This is a genomic window from Sphingomonas sp. ID0503, assembly GCF_048565625.1.
In the GTDB taxonomy this organism is placed as follows: Bacteria; Pseudomonadota; Alphaproteobacteria; order Sphingomonadales; family Sphingomonadaceae; genus JBLZUR01.
Window position 1 is genome coordinate 117099 of record NZ_JBLZUR010000002.1, and the last position, 17916, is coordinate 135014.

Annotated in this window: 16 protein-coding genes; all 16 read left to right on the forward strand. The window is 68.5% G+C overall.

The window, feature by feature from the left end; genetic code table 11:
* Positions 1-175 precede the first annotated feature (175 nt).
* The 16 genes from ACM608_RS01565 to ftsA all read left to right on the forward strand — a co-directional run bounded on the left by ACM608_RS01565 (position 176) and on the right by ftsA (position 17760).
* A complete protein-coding gene (locus ACM608_RS01565) occupies positions 176-610 on the forward strand; it encodes a division/cell wall cluster transcriptional repressor MraZ (RefSeq protein ID WP_419681241.1) in 435 nt (144 codons plus the stop codon).
* Positions 607-1560 carry a 16S rRNA (cytosine(1402)-N(4))-methyltransferase RsmH gene (gene rsmH, locus ACM608_RS01570; RefSeq protein WP_419681243.1) on the forward strand — a complete coding sequence of 318 codons (954 nt, stop codon included), beginning with the start codon at positions 607-609 and terminating at the stop codon, positions 1558-1560. Before ACM608_RS01565 ends, rsmH begins: the two co-directional genes overlap by 4 nt.
* On the forward strand, positions 1560-2207 hold the full coding sequence (locus ACM608_RS01575; protein ID WP_419681245.1) for a hypothetical protein: 648 nt from the start codon (positions 1560-1562) through the stop codon (positions 2205-2207). The genes rsmH and ACM608_RS01575 overlap by 1 nt, the downstream gene beginning before the upstream one ends.
* The gene (locus ACM608_RS01580) at positions 2204-3913 is read left to right on the forward strand and encodes a peptidoglycan D,D-transpeptidase FtsI family protein (protein WP_419681247.1); all 1710 of its coding nucleotides are present in this window, start codon (positions 2204-2206) and stop codon (positions 3911-3913) included. Before ACM608_RS01575 ends, ACM608_RS01580 begins: the two co-directional genes overlap by 4 nt.
* On the forward strand, positions 3913-5325 hold the full coding sequence (locus ACM608_RS01585) for a UDP-N-acetylmuramoyl-L-alanyl-D-glutamate--2,6-diaminopimelate ligase (protein WP_419681249.1): 1413 nt from the start codon (positions 3913-3915) through the stop codon (positions 5323-5325). Before ACM608_RS01580 ends, ACM608_RS01585 begins: the two co-directional genes overlap by 1 nt.
* Positions 5322-6695, forward strand: coding sequence for a UDP-N-acetylmuramoyl-tripeptide--D-alanyl-D-alanine ligase (locus ACM608_RS01590; protein WP_419681251.1), 1374 nt, complete (start codon positions 5322-5324; stop codon positions 6693-6695). The genes ACM608_RS01585 and ACM608_RS01590 overlap by 4 nt, the downstream gene beginning before the upstream one ends.
* A gap of 1 nt (position 6696) precedes the next feature.
* Positions 6697-7767: a phospho-N-acetylmuramoyl-pentapeptide-transferase gene (gene mraY / locus ACM608_RS01595; RefSeq protein WP_419681252.1), complete on the forward strand. Its 1071-nt coding sequence runs from the start codon at positions 6697-6699 to the stop codon at positions 7765-7767.
* A 157-nt stretch (positions 7768-7924) separates the two neighbouring features.
* On the forward strand, positions 7925-9289 hold the full coding sequence (murD, locus tag ACM608_RS01600) for a UDP-N-acetylmuramoyl-L-alanine--D-glutamate ligase (protein WP_419681254.1): 1365 nt from the start codon (positions 7925-7927) through the stop codon (positions 9287-9289).
* Complete coding sequence (locus tag ACM608_RS01605) at positions 9286-10509, forward strand: FtsW/RodA/SpoVE family cell cycle protein (RefSeq protein WP_419681256.1); 1224 nt, start codon at positions 9286-9288, stop codon at positions 10507-10509. Before murD ends, ACM608_RS01605 begins: the two co-directional genes overlap by 4 nt.
* Positions 10506-11675 (forward strand): undecaprenyldiphospho-muramoylpentapeptide beta-N-acetylglucosaminyltransferase, encoded by a 1170-nt coding sequence (gene murG / locus ACM608_RS01610; RefSeq protein ID WP_419681258.1) that lies wholly within the window; start codon positions 10506-10508, stop codon positions 11673-11675. The genes ACM608_RS01605 and murG overlap by 4 nt, the downstream gene beginning before the upstream one ends.
* A 133-nt stretch (positions 11676-11808) precedes the next feature.
* Entirely contained in the window at positions 11809-13218 is a 1410-nt protein-coding gene (gene murC, locus ACM608_RS01615) for a UDP-N-acetylmuramate--L-alanine ligase (RefSeq protein WP_419681260.1), read from the forward strand.
* Positions 13215-13409 carry a hypothetical protein gene (locus tag ACM608_RS01620; RefSeq protein ID WP_419681262.1) on the forward strand — a complete coding sequence of 65 codons (195 nt, stop codon included), beginning with the start codon at positions 13215-13217 and terminating at the stop codon, positions 13407-13409. Before murC ends, ACM608_RS01620 begins: the two co-directional genes overlap by 4 nt.
* A gap of 163 nt (positions 13410-13572) precedes the next feature.
* Positions 13573-14460, forward strand: coding sequence for a UDP-N-acetylmuramate dehydrogenase (murB, locus tag ACM608_RS01625; RefSeq protein WP_419681264.1), 888 nt, complete (start codon positions 13573-13575; stop codon positions 14458-14460).
* Between the two features lie 157 nt (positions 14461-14617).
* Positions 14618-15565: a D-alanine--D-alanine ligase gene (locus tag ACM608_RS01630; protein WP_419681266.1), complete on the forward strand. Its 948-nt coding sequence runs from the start codon at positions 14618-14620 to the stop codon at positions 15563-15565.
* Positions 15562-16491, forward strand: a complete 930-nt coding sequence (locus ACM608_RS01635) for a cell division protein FtsQ/DivIB (RefSeq protein ID WP_419681268.1) — start codon at positions 15562-15564, stop codon at positions 16489-16491. The genes ACM608_RS01630 and ACM608_RS01635 overlap by 4 nt, the downstream gene beginning before the upstream one ends.
* Before the next feature lie 12 nt (positions 16492-16503).
* A complete protein-coding gene (gene ftsA / locus ACM608_RS01640) occupies positions 16504-17760 on the forward strand; it encodes a cell division protein FtsA (RefSeq protein WP_419681270.1) in 1257 nt (418 codons plus the stop codon).
* Positions 17761-17916 lie beyond the last annotated feature (156 nt).

Consider the following 17916-nt stretch of genomic DNA (forward strand, 5'->3'; position numbering starts at 1 on the left):
ACAACTAGGGTTCTCCCCAGTTTTCCCCAAAAGTGGCATTGTGTCCCCATCCACAGGCTGGTAAATAGCCTGGGAACAAGGGGCGAGCTGTCCTGCCCGTGAAACGGCAAGAACGCGAAGGCGACACTGCTTTCGTCGGCGAGGGCGGCTTTGCGTCTCGGATCAGGGACCGGACGTGGACGGAAGGGGTGTCTTCAGGGGCTTTGCGCTGCAAAACGTCGACGCCAAGGGCCGCGTCGCGATCCCCTACGCCCTGCGCCAGACGATCGAGCTGAACAGCCAGGTCAAGACCGCTGTCGTCGCCAAGCTCGGCAAGTCGGACGGCCTGACCGGCTACGATCGCAACTTCCTGCCAGAGGCGGGTGATCGCAACGAGAACCGCATCAATTTCGGTCTCACCGAAGAGGCGAATTACGACGATTCCGGCCGGATGGTGATCCCGCCGATGCTCCGCAAGCTCGGCAAGATCGAGAACCTCGCCTTCTTCATCGGCACGGGCGAACGGTTCGAAATCTGGAACCCGGCGATTGCGCTCGCCAGCGACGAGATCGACGATGACGTCAAGGAGATCATCCGCTTCTGCCTTGAAGACAAGGGGATCACGCTGTGAGCGCCCCCTCCCGCGACACCCGGCACGATCCCGTCCTGATCGATGAGGTGATCGCCGGCCTCGATCCGCAGGCCGGCGAGACGCATGTCGACGCGACCTTCGGGGCGGGCGGCTATACCCGCGCGCTGCTGGCGAAGGGCGCGCGGGTGATCGCCTTCGACCGCGATCCCGATGCGATCGCCGAGGCGGCACCCTTGCAGGCGGAAGCGGGCGAGGCGCTGACCCTGGTGCCGGAGCCGTTCTCCCGCCTTGACCGCGCTCTCGCCGAGCGTGGCGTGGAGGCGGTGGACGGCGTCACCTTCGACATCGGCGTCTCCTCGATGCAGCTCGACCGGGCGGAGCGCGGCTTCTCGTTCCAGGCCGATGGCCCCCTCGACATGCGGATGGCGCAGGACGGGATGAGCGCCGCCGACTTCCTAAACGAGGCGGACGAGGACGCGATCGCCGACGTCATCTTCCAGTATGGGGACGAGCCGAAGTCGCGCCGCATCGCCCGCGCGATCGTCGCCGCCCGCCCGCTGACCCGCACCGCTCAGCTGGCGGAGGCCGTACGCAAGGCGATCGGCGTGAAGCCCGGCGAGAAGAAGGACCCGGCGACCCGGACCTTCCAGGCGATCCGCATCCACATCAATGCCGAGCTGGACGAGTTGACCGGCGGACTGGCGGCTGCCGAGCGCGTGTTGCGCCCCGGCGGGCGGCTGGCGGTCGTCACCTTCCATTCGGCCGAGGACCGGATCGTGAAGCGCTTCCTGCGGATGCGTTCGGGTGCGACCCCCGCCGGATCGCGCCATCGCCCCGCCAATGACGCGGCGCCCGCCCCGAGCTTCGAGGCGGTCGCTAAGGCCGTCCGACCCGGCGAGGCCGAACTCGCCCGCAACCCCCGCGCACGGTCCGCCACCCTGCGCGTCGCCCGCCGCACCGCTGCCCCCGCCTGGACTGGAGACCTTTGATGATCGCGACCCGTTTCCGTTCGGTGGTCTCCGCCGCGGCCGTCGCGGGCGCGGCGCTCGGCTTTTACCTCATCTCGCTCAACGTCGCGGCGGAGCGGAACGAGCTCTTGAAGGTCGAGCGGCAGATCGTCGCGGTGAAGAGCGACATGCGCTACCTGCAGACCGAGTTCGGCACCCGCTCACGCCTGTCCGAGCTGGAGCGGTGGAACGGCGACGTGCTGGCGCTGCAGGCCGCCGCGCCGAAGCAGTACGTCAAGGACGGCGTGCAGCTGGCGGCGCTGGTCACTCCGCCCGCCCCCGTGCAGCCGATCCCGCCAGCCATCAAGGCGCAGTCGACGATCGAGGATGCGGGCGTGCGCCTCGCCTCCTTTGAGGCGACCGCGCCGAAGGCGGCACCGGTTTCGGTCGCGCCGGCCCCGGCCGAGCCGATGCTGCGACAGGCGACCTACATCAAGCCGACGGCGGGCACGCTCGCCCCCGCGCCGGAGAAGGTCGCGCTGAAGGTCGAGAAGGTCTCGCTGCCGGCCGCGCCGAAGACCGACAAGGTTGCGCCCAAGCCCGCCAAGGTCGCCGGCCTGCTCAACGACGATCTCCTCGGCGAGATCAGCAAGGTCGCCCGCAAGGAGAAGGCCAAAGCCGCGCAATGACCGCCGTCGCCCTGCCGCGCCAGAAAAGGATCGAGCCGGCCGGCGCGCAGCAGGAAGCGGTGACGCTCACCCATTTCCGGCTGATGCTGGTCATGTTGCTGTTCATGGGCGTGGCGGCGGTGATCGCATCGCGCCTGCTGTTCCTCGCCGCCTTCGGAGACGAGGCGTCGGGCGGGCGGCGCAGCGCGCTGGGCATTCCGCCGCGCGCGGACATTGTCGACCGGAACGGCGTGCCTCTGGCCCGCACGATCGACGCCTGGTCGATCGCGATCCACCCCTCGCGGCTGGTCAACGATCCCGAGGACCTTGCGCCGAAGCTCGCCGCGATGATGCCCGAGAAGACCGAGGCGCAGTATCTCGCCATGCTGCGATCGGGCAAGAACTTCGCCTATCTGCGCCGCCGCGCCATGCCGGAGCTGGTGCAGGCGGTGAACGCGCTCGGCGAACCCGCGATCGAGTTCCAGCGTGAGCCCGAGCGGCTCTATCCGCAGGCGAGCCTCGCCAGCCATATCCTTGGCTTCACCAACCGCGAGGGGCTGGGCGTCGGCGGGATCGAGGGCGCGTTCGAGAAGCGGCTGATCGATCCTGCGATGCGCGACAAGCCGATTCAGCTCTCGATCGACAGCCGGGTGCAGGCCGTGATGGAGAGCGAACTCTATTCCGCGATGATGCGCTTTCAGGCGATCGGGGCGACCGGCGTGGTGCTGAATGTCCGCACCGGCGAGGTCGTGGCGCTCGCCTCGCTGCCAAGCTTCAACCCCAACGCGCCGGGCCGGGTGACGCAGGACCTGCTCTACAACAAGGCGACGATGGGCGTGTACGAATTGGGATCGACCTTCAAGGCGATCACCATGGCGAACGGCATCGAGAGCGGCGTGCTGCATTCGATGGCGCAGACCTATGACGCGACCGCCTCGCTGCAGATCGGGCGGTTCCGCATCAACGACGACCACCCCAAGCGGCGCTTCCTCTCGGTGCCCGAGATCATGGTCTATTCGTCCAACATCGGCACCGCGCGGATCGCCGAGGAACTGGGGCAGGCGCGGGAGCTGGCGATGTTCCGCCGCCTCGGCTTCGACCGGAAGGTTGATATCGAAATTCCCGAGAAATCGGTGCCGCTGCTGCCAGGCTATTGGGGACGGACGACGGTGATGACGGTTGCCTATGGCCACGGCATCGCGGTGACGCCGCTCCACCTCGCCAACGCCTATGCGGCCTTGGTCAATGGGGGCGTGCTGCGCCCGGCGACGCTGATGAAGCGCGATCCCGATCACCTGCCCGCCGGGCGGCGCGTGATTTCGGAGGATACCAGCTTCAAGGTGCGGCAGCTGATGCGCATGGTGGTCATGCCGGAGACGGGCGGCACGGGTAAGAGCGCCAACGCCATCGGCTTCCGCGTCGGCGGCAAGACCGGCACGGCGGAAAAGGCGTCGAACGGCGGCTATGCCCGGCACTCGCTGGTGACGACCTTCGCCGGCGCCTTCCCGATGGACGACCCCAAGTATATCGTGCTCGCCATGCTCGACGAACCCAAGGGCACGAAGGAGACCTACGGCTTCGCGACCGCCGGGTGGAACGCGGGGCCGGTGGTCGGCAAGGTCATCGCGCGCGTCGGCCCGATGCTGGGCGTAATGCCGGACGAGAACCGCGACATCGACGTGTCGCAGCTGATGCCGCTCGTCGCCCCCGTCACGAAGGGGCACTGATGAAACTCTCCGATTTGGGACTGGCTGGGGACGCGACCGTCACCGGCTTCGCGATCGATCATCGCAAGGTGGCGCCGGGAACGGTGTTCGGCGCGTTCAAGGGCGCGCGCTTCGACGGAGAGAGCTTCATCGCGGATGCGGTGAAGGCGGGCGCGGTGGCGGTGGTGACGCGGCCCGAGGCGACGGTCGCGGGCGCGTTGCATGTGGCGGACAGCGAGCCGCGCCGTGCCTTTGCTCGGCTTGCGGCGAAGTTCTTCGCGCCTTTTCCGAGCCAGGTGGTCGCGGTTACGGGGACCAACGGCAAGACATCGACGGTCGAGCTGACGCGGCAGCTGTGGCGGATGGCGGGGCATAACGCCGCGTCGATCGGGACGCTGGGCGTGACGACGGCGGACGATCAGGTGTCGACCGGGCTGACCACGCCCGATGTCGCGACCTTCCTGTCGAACGTCGCCGGGCTGGCGCGCGAGGGTGTGACGCATCTGGCATTCGAGGCGTCGAGCCACGGTCTGACTCAGTTCCGGACCGAGGGGCTACCGGTGCGCGCCGCCGCCTTCACCAACTTGAGTCGCGACCATCTCGACTATCACGGCACGATGGAGGCCTATCTGGAGGCCAAGCTGCGGCTGTTCACCGAAGTCGTTGATCGCGACGGCACGGCGGTGGTCTGGGCCGACGACCCTGCTTCGGAACGGGTCGCCGAGCTGGCGCGCGAGCGCGGGCTGACGCTGATGACGGTGGGCGTGAAGGGCGAGAGCCTGCGCCTCGTGTCGCGAGAGCCGACCGCTCTGGGCCAGACGCTGACGATCGACGCGGCGGGCGATCGGTATGTCGTCAAGCTTCCGCTGATAGGGGCCTATCAGGCGGCGAACGCGCTGACCGCCGCTGGCCTCGTCATCGCGACCGGAGGCGAGACCGGCGACGTGCTGGCAAAGCTGTCCCGGGTGCAGCCGGTACGCGGGCGTCTGGAGCGAGCGACGCTGACGCGGGACGGCGCGCCGGTCTATGTCGATTATGCGCATACCCCCGACGGGCTGGACGCGGCGATTTCCGCGCTTCGCCCTCATGCCTCCGGCAGGCTGATCGTGGTCTTCGGCGCGGGCGGCGATCGCGATACCGGCAAGCGGCCGCTGATGGCGGAGGTTGCGGCGCGGCTCGCCGACCGGGTCATTGTCACCGACGACAATCCGCGCAGCGAGGACCCGGCGGCGATCCGTCGCGACGTGATGGCGGGCGCTCCGGAGGCGCTCGAGATCGGCGGGCGACGAGAGGCGATCGCCGCCGCCATCGCCGAGGCGGGCGAGGGCGACATCGTGCTGATCGCCGGCAAGGGGCACGAACAGGGGCAGATCGTCGGCGACATCGTCCTGCCCTTTGACGACGTGCAGGTCGCGCGGGAGTGCGCGGGATGACACTCTGGACCGCAGCCGAGATCGCCGCCGCCACCGGTGGGCGGGTGGAAGGGGATTTCGCCGCGACGGGCGTGTCCTTCGACTCCCGCGAGGTCGAACCCGGGCATCTCTTCGTTGCGATGAAGGGCGAGGCGACGGATGGGCATCGCTTCGTTGCGGGTGCCTACGAAAAGGGTGCGGCGGGTGCGCTGGTCAGCCAGCCGGTGGATGGACCGGCGGTGCTGGTGGCCGACACGACTCACGCTCTCGACGATCTGGCCCGAGCGTCGCGCCAGCGGACCTCCGCCCGGATCATCGGCATCACCGGATCGGTGGGAAAGACCGGCACCAAGGAGGCGCTCGCCGACGCGCTGGCGCGGGGCCTGCGCGGGCCGGTGCATCGCTCGATCAAGAGTTACAACAATCATACCGGCGTGCCGCTGAGCCTGGCGCGGATGCCCGCCGAGACCGCCTTTGGCGTGTTCGAGATAGGGATGAATCATGCGGGCGAGCTGGCCGTGCTCACCCGCCTCGTCCGCCCGCATGTCGCGATCGTCACCGCCATCGCGCCGGCGCACAGCGAATTTTTCGCTAGCGAGGCGGCGATCGCCGATGCGAAGGGCGAGATCTTCCAGGGGCTGGAGCCGGGCGGCACTGCGATCATCCCCCATGACAGCCCGCACCGCGACCGCCTGATCGCAGCGGCGGAGCCTTATGCCGGCCGCATCTGGACGTTCGGGCGCGACAAGGCGGCGGATATCCACGCCATCGACGCGATCGAGGTGGAGAGCGGCGGCACCTTCGTCACTGCCTGCCTGCCGGTTGCCGATGTCAGCTTCACGATCGCGCAGGCGGGCGCGCATTGGGTGTCGAACGCGCTGGCGGTGATGGCGGCGGTAGCGGCGGTTGACGGCGATCTCGCCTCGGCGGGCCTCGCGCTCGCCGACATGGCCGGCCTTGCCGGGCGGGGCGAGCGGCGGGAGGTGGCGCTTGAGGGCGGCACCGCGACGATCGTGGACGAAAGCTACAACGCCAACCCAGCGTCGATGGCGGCGACGATCGCGACGTTGGGCGCGATGCCGGCCAAGCGGCGCATCGTCGTGCTGGGCGAGATGCGCGAGCTCGGGGCGGGATCGGCCGACTTCCACGCCGGGCTTGCCGCGCCCATCCTGGCGGCGAACGTGGATCGCGCACTGCTCGTCGGGGAAGGCATGGCGCCGCTTGGCCGGGCGCTTGAGGGGCGGATCGAGTTGGCGCATCTGCCCGACGCCGCCGCCGCGATCGACATGCTGGGCGGCACGCTCGCCCCCGGCGACGCGGTCCTCGTCAAGGGTTCAAACGTGGTCGGCCTGTCGCGGGTCGTCGCCGCGCTCGCCACGGATAAGTCCTGACATGCTGTACATCATCGCCGAGGCGCTCGACTTCCCCGGCATCCTCAACCTCATCCGCTACATCACCTTCCGCGCGGGCGCGGCGGCGCTGACGGCGTTGTTCTTGGGCCTGATCATCGGGCCGAAGTTCATCGGCTGGCTGCGGATCCGGCAGGGCAAGGGGCAGCCGATCCGCAGCGACGGGCCGCAGACCCATCTCGCCAAGGTCGGCACGCCGACGATGGGCGGGCTGATGATCCTGACCTCGGTCTCGGTCTCGATGCTGCTGTGGATGGACCTCGGCAACCGTTACACCTGGGCGTGCCTGCTGACGACGCTCGGCTTCGGGCTGATCGGGTTCCTCGACGACTACGACAAGGTCAAGAAGCGGAGCCACAAGGGCGTGTCGGGCAAGACCCGCCTCCTCGCCGAGTTCGTCATTGCTGGGTTCGCCAGCTGGATGATCCTGTCGGGCAACGGCACGCATGTCTACGTGCCGTTCTACAACGGGCCGGTGATCGACCTCGGGCCGTTCTACATCCTGTTCGCCGCCTTCACGATCGTCGCGTTCGGCAATGCGGTGAACCTGACCGATGGGCTGGATGGCCTTGCGACGATGCCGGTGGTGATCGCGGCCTTGGCGTTCTTCGTGATCGCGTACCTCGTCGGCAATGCGAAGTTCGCGGAGTATCTCGGCATCCCGCATGTGCCGGGGGCCGGGAATTTGACGATCCTGACGGCGTGCATGATCGGCGCGTGCCTCGCCTTCCTCTGGTTCAACGCGCCGCCTGCCGCCGTCTTCATGGGCGATACAGGTAGCCTCGCGCTGGGCGGCGCGCTCGGGGCGATCGCGGTGACGACGCACCACGAGATCGTGCTGGGGATCGTCGGCGGGCTGTTCGTGATCGAGGCCCTGTCGGTCATCATCCAGGTGTTCTTCTACAAGCGGACCGGCAAGCGCGTGTTCCGCATGGCGCCGATCCACCATCATTTCGAGCAGCTCGGCTGGAGCGAGCCGACGGTCGTGATCCGGTTCTGGATCGTATCGTTCGTGCTGGCGCTCGCGGGCCTCGCGACGTTGAAGCTGAGGTGAGCACGTTGGCGCCCTTCATCCTCCCCATCGTAGATGGGGAGGGGGACCATCCGCAGGATGGTGGAGGGGCGGTGCGCAGCACCGGCTGCGCCGGCCCCTCCACCACCGCCTTCGGCGGCGGTCCCCCTCCCCGCGCTTCGCGCAGGGAGGATGTTCTGTGATCACCAGTCCGGCTTTCTCGGGGAAGCGTTACGCCGTTCTCGGCCTTGCGCGCTCGGGCCAGGCGACGGTGCGCGCGCTGTTGGCGAGCGGGGCGCAGGTCACCGCATGGGACGGGAAGGAAGAGGCGCGGGACGCACTCGCGGGTGAGGTGTCGTTCGCCGATCCGCTCACCATAGACCTCACCGGCTATGCGGCGGTCATCGTCTCGCCGGGCGTGCCGCTCAACAAGCACCCGCTGCCCGCCCATGCGGCGAAGTTCGGGGTGCCGGTGATCGGCGATATCGAGCTGTTCGCGCAGGCCCGCGCCTCGCTCCCGCCGCACCGGGTGGTCGGGATCACCGGCACCAACGGCAAATCGACCACCACCGCGCTCATCACCCACATCCTGGAAATGGCGGGGGTGCCGGTGCTGATGGGTGGCAATATCGGCCTGCCCATCCTTGGCCGCAATCCTCTGCCGGAGGGTGGGGTCTATGTGCTGGAGCTGTCGAGCTACCAGATCGACCTGACCTTCAGCCTCAACTGCGACGTCGCGGTGCTGACCAACATCACGCCGGACCATCTCGATCGGTATGATGGGTTCGAGGCATACGCGGCGAGCAAGGCGCGGCTGTTCGAGATGTCGAGCGGTGTCGCGGTGATCGCGGTAGAGGATGGTGAGACACGGCGGATTGCGTTCGGCCTTTCCGCGAACGCCCCGTTCGTGCTGAGCGAAGTCGAAGCACGGGGAACGGGCGATGGTCGTGGTAACCCGTCCTTCGACTTCGCTCAGGACGAACGGGTACTGGCGGTAAGGTCGACAGAGATCGCCGACCAGTCCGCTTGGCCGAGCCTGCAGGGCCCGCACAACGCCCAGAACGTTGCTTGTGCGAGCGCCGCCTGTAAGACTCTCGGCCTCAGCGACACTCAAATCGAACACGGCCTGCGCACCTACCCCGGCCTACCGCACCGCATGGAGCGCGTCACTGAGCGCGCGGGCGTCCTCTACGTCAACGACAGCAAGGCGACCAACGCCACCGCGACCGCCCCGGCGCTGGCGGCCTACCCACTTATCCACTGGATTCTGGGTGGGCTGCCCAAGACCGACGATCTCGACGATTGCGCCCCGCACTTCGATCATGTCGTAAGGGCCTACACGATCGGCGAGGCGGGTCCGATGTTCGCGCGCATCCTCAAGGCGGCTGGCAAGGACGTTGTAGAGAGCGGCACGCTTGACCAGGCGGTGCGCGATGCCGCCGCGGCCGCGAAGCCAGGCGAGGTGGTGCTGTTGTCCCCCGCCTGCGCGTCGTTCGACCAGTTCCGGGATTACGAGGCGCGGGGCGACGCCTTCCGTGCGGCGGTGGAGGCCTTGGGGGCATGAGCACGACAACGCTGACCAAGCCCGGCCCGCCCAAACGCGTGGTGAAGCGCAAGAAGAACGCCGCTCGCCTCGGCCGCGCTGATCGCTCGGCGCTGGGGCGCTGGTTCTGGGAGATCGACCTCGTTCTCCTGACCCTCGTCACCGTGCTGATCTCGATCGGGCTGATCGCGGTGGCCGCTGCTTCGCCTGCCGCCGGCTTCCGCTATTCGGATGGCGCGGTGCAGTTCCAGCCGCTGCACTACTTCTACAGGCAGATGATGTGGCTGTGCGTCGGTATCCCGGTGATGATCGGGGTGTCGATGACGCCGAAGGACCTCGTCCGCCGCGCCGCGCTGATCGGGGCGGGCATCTTCTTCGTGTTCCTGGCGCTGGTGCCGGTGATCGGGGCGGAGGCGAACGGTGCGAAACGCTGGATCGGCGTCGGCATTTCCCAGTTCCAGCCGTCCGAGTTCCTGAAGCCGCTGTTCGTCGTGGCGATGGCCTGGGTGCTGTCGCTGCGCGAGAAGGACCCGAAGTTGCCGGTCTACACCATCACCGGCGCGATCACCGTGGTCATCGCCGGCCTGCTGATGAAGCAGCCGGACCTTGGCCAGACCGTCATCTTCATGATGGTGTGGTTCGCGCTGCTGACGCTGGCCGGGGCACCGATGGGGGCGCTGGGCGGGCTGGTCGGCCTCGGCATCGGCGGGATCGTCGCGGCCTATTTCTTCTATCCAGTCGCGACGCTCCGCATAAACAACTTCCTGTTCCAGGATGGCGACACCTATCAGGTGGACAGCGCGCACCGCACGCTGACCGCCGGCGGCCTGTTCGGCAGCGGGCCGGGGGCCGGGCAGATGAAGTTCCGCCTGCCGGAGCCGCATACCGACTACATCTTCTCGGTCATCGGCGAGGAGTTCGGGCTGATTGCCTGCCTGGCCATCGCTATCCTCTATGCCGCGATCGTGGTGCGCGTGTGCCTGAAGCTGCTGCATGAGGAGGACCAGTTTACCCTGCTCGCGGCGGCGGGGCTGGTGACGCAATTGGGGCTGCAGGCGTTCATCAACATGGCGGTGAACGTGAACCTTGCGCCGTCCAAGGGCATGACGCTGCCGTTCATCAGCTATGGCGGATCGTCGATGATCGCGCTTTCGATGGGCTTCGGCCTGCTGCTCGCCTTCACCCGCCGGAACCCGTATCTCAACCGCTCACCGTATATCGTGAAGTGGAACAACCGTTGAGCATCGCGCGCCATTACGTTCTCGCAGCCGGCGGCACCGGGGGGCATATGGTCCCGGCGCACGCGCTCGGCCGCGAGCTGGTGGAGCGAGGGCACCGGGTTGCGCTGATCACCGACGAGCGGGGCGCGCGCATCCCCGGCCTGTTCAAGACGGATGTCGAGACGCATGTCATGCCGGCCGGGCGACTGGCGGGCGGGCTGCTCGGCTGGCTGAAGGCGGGGCGTTCGATTTTGGCGGGACGCGCGATGGCGCGGCGGCTGTACCGCAGGGCCGATCCGATGGCGGTGGTCGGCTTCGGCGGTTACCCCGCCCTGCCTGCGCTGATGGGCGCCCTGGCGGACGGTATTCCGACCGTGATCCACGAGCAGAACGCGGTGCTCGGCCGGGTGAACCGCTACCTGGCGAAGAAGGTGGATGCGATCGCCACCGCCTATCCGGTGATCGAGCGATTGCCCGAGGGCGTCGAGGGCAAGATCCACCTCGTCGGCAATCCGGTACGGGAGGAGGTTCTGGCGCTGCGCGGCCAGCCCTTCCCGGCGTTGAGCAGCAGCCTGAACGTGCTGGTGACGGGCGGCAGCCAGGGCGCGACGATCCTGTCGAAGGTGGTGCCGGACGGGCTGGCGGCGCTTCCGGCCGAACTTCGGTCGAAGCTCAGGATCGTGCAGCAATGCCGCCCCGAGGACATCGAAGGCGTGAAGGCGCGCTATGCCGAACTGGGCCTCGCCGCCGACCTGCTGACCTATATCGAGGACATGCCTGCCCGCCTTGCCGACGCGCATCTGGTCGTCGCACGGGCGGGGGCGTCGACCATTGCGGAACTGACCGTCGCAGGGCGGCCGGCGATCCTGGTCCCGCTGCCCAGCGCGATGGACGACCACCAGACCGTCAACGCGCGCGAGATGGCCGAGACCGGTGGGGCGCGGGCGATCGCGCAGACCGCGTTCACGGCGGAGGCTCTTGCCGCCGCGATTGTCGACATGGCGCAGGACCTGCCGCAGACCGCCGCCCTCGCGGCGGCGACCGGGCGGCCGGACGCGACGCGCGATCTGGCGGACCTGCTGGAGTCGATTGGCCCCAGCCCAATCGTCACGCCGCTGAAGGTCAAGGAAGAGCCGGTCGTGGGCCTCGCCGCGCCCGCCGCTCTGGCGATGGAAGGGCGGCGGTGATCAGGTCATCCTTCCAAACCCCGTTCGCCCTGAGCCTGTCGAAGGGCCAGCGCCAACGGTCTCACTGGCGCTTCGACAGGCTCAGCGCGAACGGCTTCGGGGATGATGTGGCGGATTTTGTAAGGGTTCAGGAATGAAGGGCGTCAGCCTCGATATCGGCACGATCCATTTCATCGGCATCGGCGGGATCGGCATGTCCGGCATCGCCGAGGTGATGCACAATCTCGGCTACAAGGTGCAGGGGTCCGACGTGGCCGAGGGCTATGTGGTCGAGGGCCTGCGGGCGCGCGGCATCAAGGTGATGATCGGCCACAAGGCGGAGAACCTGGGCGATGCGGCGGTGGTGGTGACCTCCACCGCGATCAAACGCGGCAATCCGGAGGTGGAGCTGGCGCTGGAGACCCGCGTCCCCGTCGTCCGCCGGGCCGAGATGCTGGCGGAGCTGATGCGGCTGAAGTCCACCGTCGCGGTCGCCGGCACGCATGGCAAGACGACGACGACCTCGATGGTGGCGGCCCTGCTCGACGCGGGTGGCGTGGACCCGACCGTCATCAACGGCGGCATCATCAACAGCTACGGCTCCAACGCCCGCCTCGGCGCGTCCGACTGGATGGTGGTGGAGGCGGATGAGAGCGACGGCTCCTTCCTGCGCCTTGACGGGACGATCGCGGTGGTCACCAACATCGATCCCGAGCATCTCGACCATTACGGGTCGTTCGATGCGGTGAAGGAGGCGTTCGTCGAGTTCGTCGAGAACGTGCCGTTCTACGGCGCGGCGCTGATGTGCCTCGACCATCCCGAGGTGCAGGCGATCCTGCCCAAGGTGCGCGACCGGCGCGTCGTGACCTACGGCTTCTCGGCACAGGCCGATGTGCGCGGCGTCAACGTAACGCCGATCCCCGGCGGGAACCGGTTCGAGGCGATCATCCGCCATCGCGACGGCACCAGCCGCTCGATCGAGGGCATCGAGCTGCCGATGCCCGGTCGCCACAACGTCCAGAACGCGCTCGCCGCCATCGGCGTGGCGCTGGAGCTGGGGGTGGACGATGCGACGATCCAGCGCGGCTTCGCCAAGTTCGGCGGGGTGAAGCGGCGCTTCACCAAAGTCGGCGAGGTGGATGGCGTGACCATCATCGACGATTACGGCCACCATCCGGTGGAGATCCGCGCGGTGCTGTCGGCCGCGCGGGAAGGCGCGAAGGGCCGCGTCATCGCGGTAGTGCAGCCGCATCGCTACACCCGCCTGCGCGACCTGATGGAGGATTTCCAGTCCGCCTTCAATGACGCGGACATCGTCTATGCCGCCCCGGTCTATCCGGCGGGCGAGCAGCCGATCGAGGGCGTGGATGCGGCGGCGCTCGTGTCGGGCCTGAAGATGCGCGGGCATCGTTCGGCGCAGACCATCGACGGGCCGGATGCGCTGGCGAAGGAACTGCGCGGCGTGGCGCGGCCGGACGACATGGTCGTCTGCCTTGGTGCCGGCGACATCACGAAATGGGCGGCGGGGTTGGCGGACGCCATGAAGATGGAGAAGGCGGCATGAACGATTTCTTCGCACCGTGGATCAAGATGCAGCACCAGATGCTGGACGCGCACCGGACCAATGTCGAGACCGTGTTCCGGCAGATGGACAAGGGTGGATATGAGGGCGCGGCCAAGGCGGCGAAGGATGTCGCCGACGCGCAGATCCAGGCCTGGGAGAAGTGGCTGGCGCTGTGGGGCCCGAAGGGGTGAGAGCAGGAGGGCCTTCTTCATCCTCCCCATCGAAGATGGGGAGGGGGACCGCGACGCGAAGCGTCGTGGTGGAGGGCCGGCGCGCGAGCGGCGTCTTCGCGCCGTCCCCTCCACCATGCTTCGCATGGTCCCCCTCCCCACGCTTCGCGCAGGGAGGACGCTAGTGCTCGCCCTCGCCACCCGTGGCACCCTCACCGCCAACGCGCCTCTCGCACCGCTGGTCTGGTTCAAGTCGGGCGGCGCGGCGGAGTGGTTGTTCGAGCCGAAGGACGCCGATGATCTCGCCGGCTTCCTGCGCGATCTCGATCCCGCAACCCCGCTGATGGCCCTCGGCCTCGGCTCCAACCTGATCGTCCGCGACGGCGGGGTGCCGGGCGTGGTCGTGCGGCTGGGCAAGCCATTCGCCAAGTGCGAGGCGGTGGATGCGACCACGCTCCGCTGTGATGGCGGGGCGTCGGGCATCCTCGTCTCCTCCACCGCGCGCGATGCGGGGATCGCGGGACTGGAGTTCCTGCGCTCGATCCCCGGCACGGTCGGCGGCTTCGTGCGGATGAACGGCGGGGCCTATGGCCGTGAGACCAGCGACATCCTCGTCGAGGCCGAGGTCGTGCTGCGTTCCGGCGAGCAGGTGACTTTGTCGCGCGATCAGCTTGGCTACACCTATCGGCACAGCGACCTGCCCGACGGCGCGGTTGTGGTGAGCGCGACCTTTCGCGGGGAGCCGGGTGACAGCGCCGCGATCCAGGCGGAGATGGACCGCATCGCCGCCGAGCGGGAGGCGAGCCAGCCGCTGCGCAGCAAGACCGGCGGATCGACCTTCAAGAACCCGGTCGGGCACAAGGCATGGGCGCTGGTCGATGCGGCCGGATGCCGGGGGCTGCGGCGGGGCGATGCGCAGGTGAGTGAGAAGCACTGCAACTTCCTCCTCAACCTTGGCACGGCGACCAGCGCGGACATCGAGGCACTGGGCGAGGAGGTGCGCGACAAGGTGAAGGCGCATTCGGGGGTGACGTTGGAATGGGAAATCCAGCGCGTGGGGGTGGCGAAGTGAGGGAAGCTCTTCTCATCCTCCCTGCGCGAAGCGCGGGGAGGGGAACCGCTCGGCGCAGCCGAGTGGTGGAGGGGCAGGCCCGGCCGTCTCGCTCTTCCCCTCCACCACTCGCTTCGCGAGCGGTCCCCCTCCCCATGCCCTGCATGGGGAGGATGGTATGACACTTCACGTCGCGGTCCTGATGGGCGGGTGGTCGTCCGAGCGGGAGGTTTCGCTTACCTCCGGCAAAGGTGTCGCCGACGCGCTGGAATCGCGCGGGTATCGTGTCACGCGGGTCGACATGGGGCGGGATGTCGCGCTCCGCCTCGCCGAGGCGAAGCCGGAAGTCGTCTTCAACGCCCTGCACGGCACGCCGGGTGAGGACGGGTCGGTGCAGGGAATGCTCGACCTGATGGGCGTTCCATACACCCATTCGGGCCTGGCCACCTCGGTGATCGCGATCGACAAGGTGCTGACCAAGCAGGCGTTGGTGCCGCACGGCATCCGCATGCCCGGTGGCATGATCGTCGGATCGGAGAGCCTCTACGCCGCCGATCCGCTGCCGCGCCCCTATGTGCTGAAGCCGGTCAACGAGGGGTCGTCGGTCGGCGTCGCGATCGTGACGGAGGGCGGCAATTACGGCCAGCCGATCGGGCGCGAGACCGAGGGGCCGTGGAAGCACTTCGCCGAACTGCTTGCCGAGCCGTTCATCAAGGGGCGCGAACTGACCGTCGCGGTGTTGGGCGACCGGGCGCTGGCAGTGACCGAGCTGAAGCCGAAATCGGGCTTTTACGACTACGACTCAAAATACACCGACGGGCTGACCGTCCACGTCTGCCCGGCGCAGATCCCGGCCGAGATCGCGCAATCGGCGATGGCGATGGCGGTGAAGGCGCATCACGTCCTCGGCTGCAAGGGAACCAGCCGCTCCGACTTCCGCTGGGATGACGAGCAGGGAGAGGCCGGGCTTTACCTGCTGGAGGTCAACACCCAGCCGGGCATGACGCCGCTCAGCCTGGTGCCCGAGCAGGCGAAGCATATCGGCATGAGCTATGCCGATCTGGTAGAGCGGATCGTGCAGGAGGCACTCAGCGACCACGCTGCCGCGCGGGAGAAGGCCGCATGACCGAACGCCCCCGCCTCCGCCGTGGCGAACCCGCCCGCAGCCGCCCGCCCTCCGCCACCCGCCGCGCACCGGTAAAGCCGACGCCGCGCCGCGCCGCGCCTGCGTCGTCCAACAGCCTTGGCCTGCCGATGGCGCAGATCAAGCGCGCCGCCAAATGCGCCGGCTATGCGCTGGCGGTGGCGGGGCCGATCGCGCTCCTCTTCTTCCTCGGCCTCCCGCAGATGGCGTGGACGGGTTCGACCCGCTGGCTGGGGCAGAAGATCGGCGATGCCGGCTTCGAGGTGACGCGCGTCGACGTGCGTGGCCTCGCCCATATGGACAAGATGCCGGTCTACGAGGTGGCGTTCGACCAGAATTCGATGGCGATGCCGCTGGTCGATCTGCAGGAGATCCGGGGCAAGCTGCTCCGCTATCCGTGGATCGAGGATGCGCGGGTGTCGCGCCGCCTGCCCGATACGCTTGTGGTGGACGTGGTCGAGCGGCGGCCGGTCGCGGTCTGGCAGTACCGCCAGCAGCTGCGCCTGATCGATCGCAGCGGCATCGTCCTCGGACCCGTCGATCTGTCGAACATGCCGGACCTGCCCCTCATCATCGGGCCGAACGCGAACGTGCAGGCGGCCTCGCTCTCGGCGCTGACCGAGGCCGCGCCGCAGCTGAAGGCGATGCTGGCGGGGGCCAACTGGGTCGGCGGGCGGCGCTGGGATCTGCGCTTCCATTCCGGCGAGACGCTGGCCCTGCCGGAAGGTGACGAGGAGGCGCGCGCGGCCCTGGTCAAGTTCGCGCGGATGGATGCCAACAAGCGCCTGCTGGGTCAGGGCTTCATCCGCTTCGACATGCGCATTCCGGGACGGATGGTGGTCAGGGTCTCGAACGAGCCGGGCAAGCAGGTGGGGGCGCCTGCGACCGCTGGCCCCGGGACCACATAGGGAGAACGCAGGGTGGCACAGCAACGGGGCAATCTCATCACCGCCTTGGACATCGGATCGTCCAAGATCTGCGCGCTCATCGCCGAGCGGGCGGATGGCGGCGACATGCAGGTGCTCGGCACCGGGCAGCGCGAGTCCAAGGGGATCCGGCGCGGCTACATCGCCGATATGGAAGCGACCGAGGTCGCCATCCGCGAGGCGGTGGAGCAGGCGGAGCGGATCGCCGGCATCAACATCGATGACGTCTGGGTCAGCTTCTCAGCGGGCGGCCTCGTCTCCGATGTCGCCTCGGTCGAGGTCGAGCTTGGCGGGCAGCGCATCGACCAGGAGGATATCGACGAGCTGCTGGCAGCGGGGCGCAACTCGATCGACCCGGACGGGCGCATGGTGCTGCACGCGCAGCCGACGCTCTACACGCTCGACGGGCTGCAGGGCGTGAAGAAGCCGCTCGGCCTCCACGCCGATCGCCTTGGCGTCGACATCCACGTCGTCGCGGCGGACCCGTCGCCGGTGCGCAATCTCGATCTCTGCGTCCGCTCCGCGCATCTCGGCGTCGAGGCGATCGTCGCGGCGCCGGTGGCGACCGGCATGGCCTCGCTCTCGGAAGAGGAGCGTGAGCTCGGCGTCGCGCTGGTGGAGCTGGGCGCGGGGGTGACCAACGTCTCGGTCTTCGCGGGCGGGATGCTGGTCGGCCTGACCTCGATCCCCTTCGGCGCGGCGGACATCACCGACGATATCTCCTCCGCCTTCGGCACGCGACGCGCGCACGCGGAGCGGATGAAGTGCTTCCACGGCTCGGCGATGACTTCCCCGCGCGACAACCACGACATGATCGAGGTCGGCGGCGCGGCGGCGGATCGCGAGGGCGACACGCGGCGCGTGCCGCGCGCCGCGCTGATCGCGGTGATCCGCACCCGGCTCGACCAGTTGATGGGCGAGATCGCGGGGGCGTTGAAGGCGCTGGGCTTCTCCGGCCCGATCGCCCGGCAGGTGGTGATCACCGGCGGCGGCGCGGAGCTGAAGGGAATCGCCGACTATGCGCAGGGCGTGCTCGGGCGGCCCGTGCGTGTCGGCCGGCCACGCGGACTGGTCGGCCTGCCCGATGCGCATGGCGGCCCCGCCTTCGCCACCCTTGCCGGCCTCACCCATTTCGCCGCATCCGACCCGCAGGACCTGCGCGAGGCGCTGCCCCCGGCGCAGGTGGTCCACCGCGCGGTGAGCGGCGGCATCGTCCAGCGGCTGATGGCGGCGTTCAAGGCGGGGTACTGAGTGTTCCGCAGAGGTGAGTTGAGACGCGAGTCCGACGAGCCGCCACATGTGCGCATCCCCGGGAACAACCTGTGGATAACTTGTGGACCGCACTCACTTTTCGCTCGCCCCGCGAGTCCGCCTAGGGCATGATTCCGCGACTGGATTTGCGGCCGG

Coding starts and splice junctions, on each gene's coding strand:
- ACM608_RS01575 (WP_419681245.1), top strand. CDS start 1,560: ATGATCGCGACCCGTTTCCGTTCGGTGGTCTCCGCCGCGGCCGTCGCG.
- ACM608_RS01580 (WP_419681247.1), top strand. CDS start 2,204: ATGACCGCCGTCGCCCTGCCGCGCCAGAAAAGGATCGAGCCGGCCGGC.
- ACM608_RS01585 (WP_419681249.1), top strand. CDS start 3,913: ATGAAACTCTCCGATTTGGGACTGGCTGGGGACGCGACCGTCACCGGC.
- ACM608_RS01590 (WP_419681251.1), top strand. CDS start 5,322: ATGACACTCTGGACCGCAGCCGAGATCGCCGCCGCCACCGGTGGGCGG.
- mraY (WP_419681252.1), top strand. CDS start 6,697: ATGCTGTACATCATCGCCGAGGCGCTCGACTTCCCCGGCATCCTCAAC.
- ACM608_RS01605 (WP_419681256.1), top strand. CDS start 9,286: ATGAGCACGACAACGCTGACCAAGCCCGGCCCGCCCAAACGCGTGGTG.
- murC (WP_419681260.1), top strand. CDS start 11,809: ATGAAGGGCGTCAGCCTCGATATCGGCACGATCCATTTCATCGGCATC.
- ACM608_RS01620 (WP_419681262.1), top strand. CDS start 13,215: ATGAACGATTTCTTCGCACCGTGGATCAAGATGCAGCACCAGATGCTG.
- ACM608_RS01630 (WP_419681266.1), top strand. CDS start 14,618: ATGACACTTCACGTCGCGGTCCTGATGGGCGGGTGGTCGTCCGAGCGG.
- ACM608_RS01635 (WP_419681268.1), top strand. CDS start 15,562: ATGACCGAACGCCCCCGCCTCCGCCGTGGCGAACCCGCCCGCAGCCGC.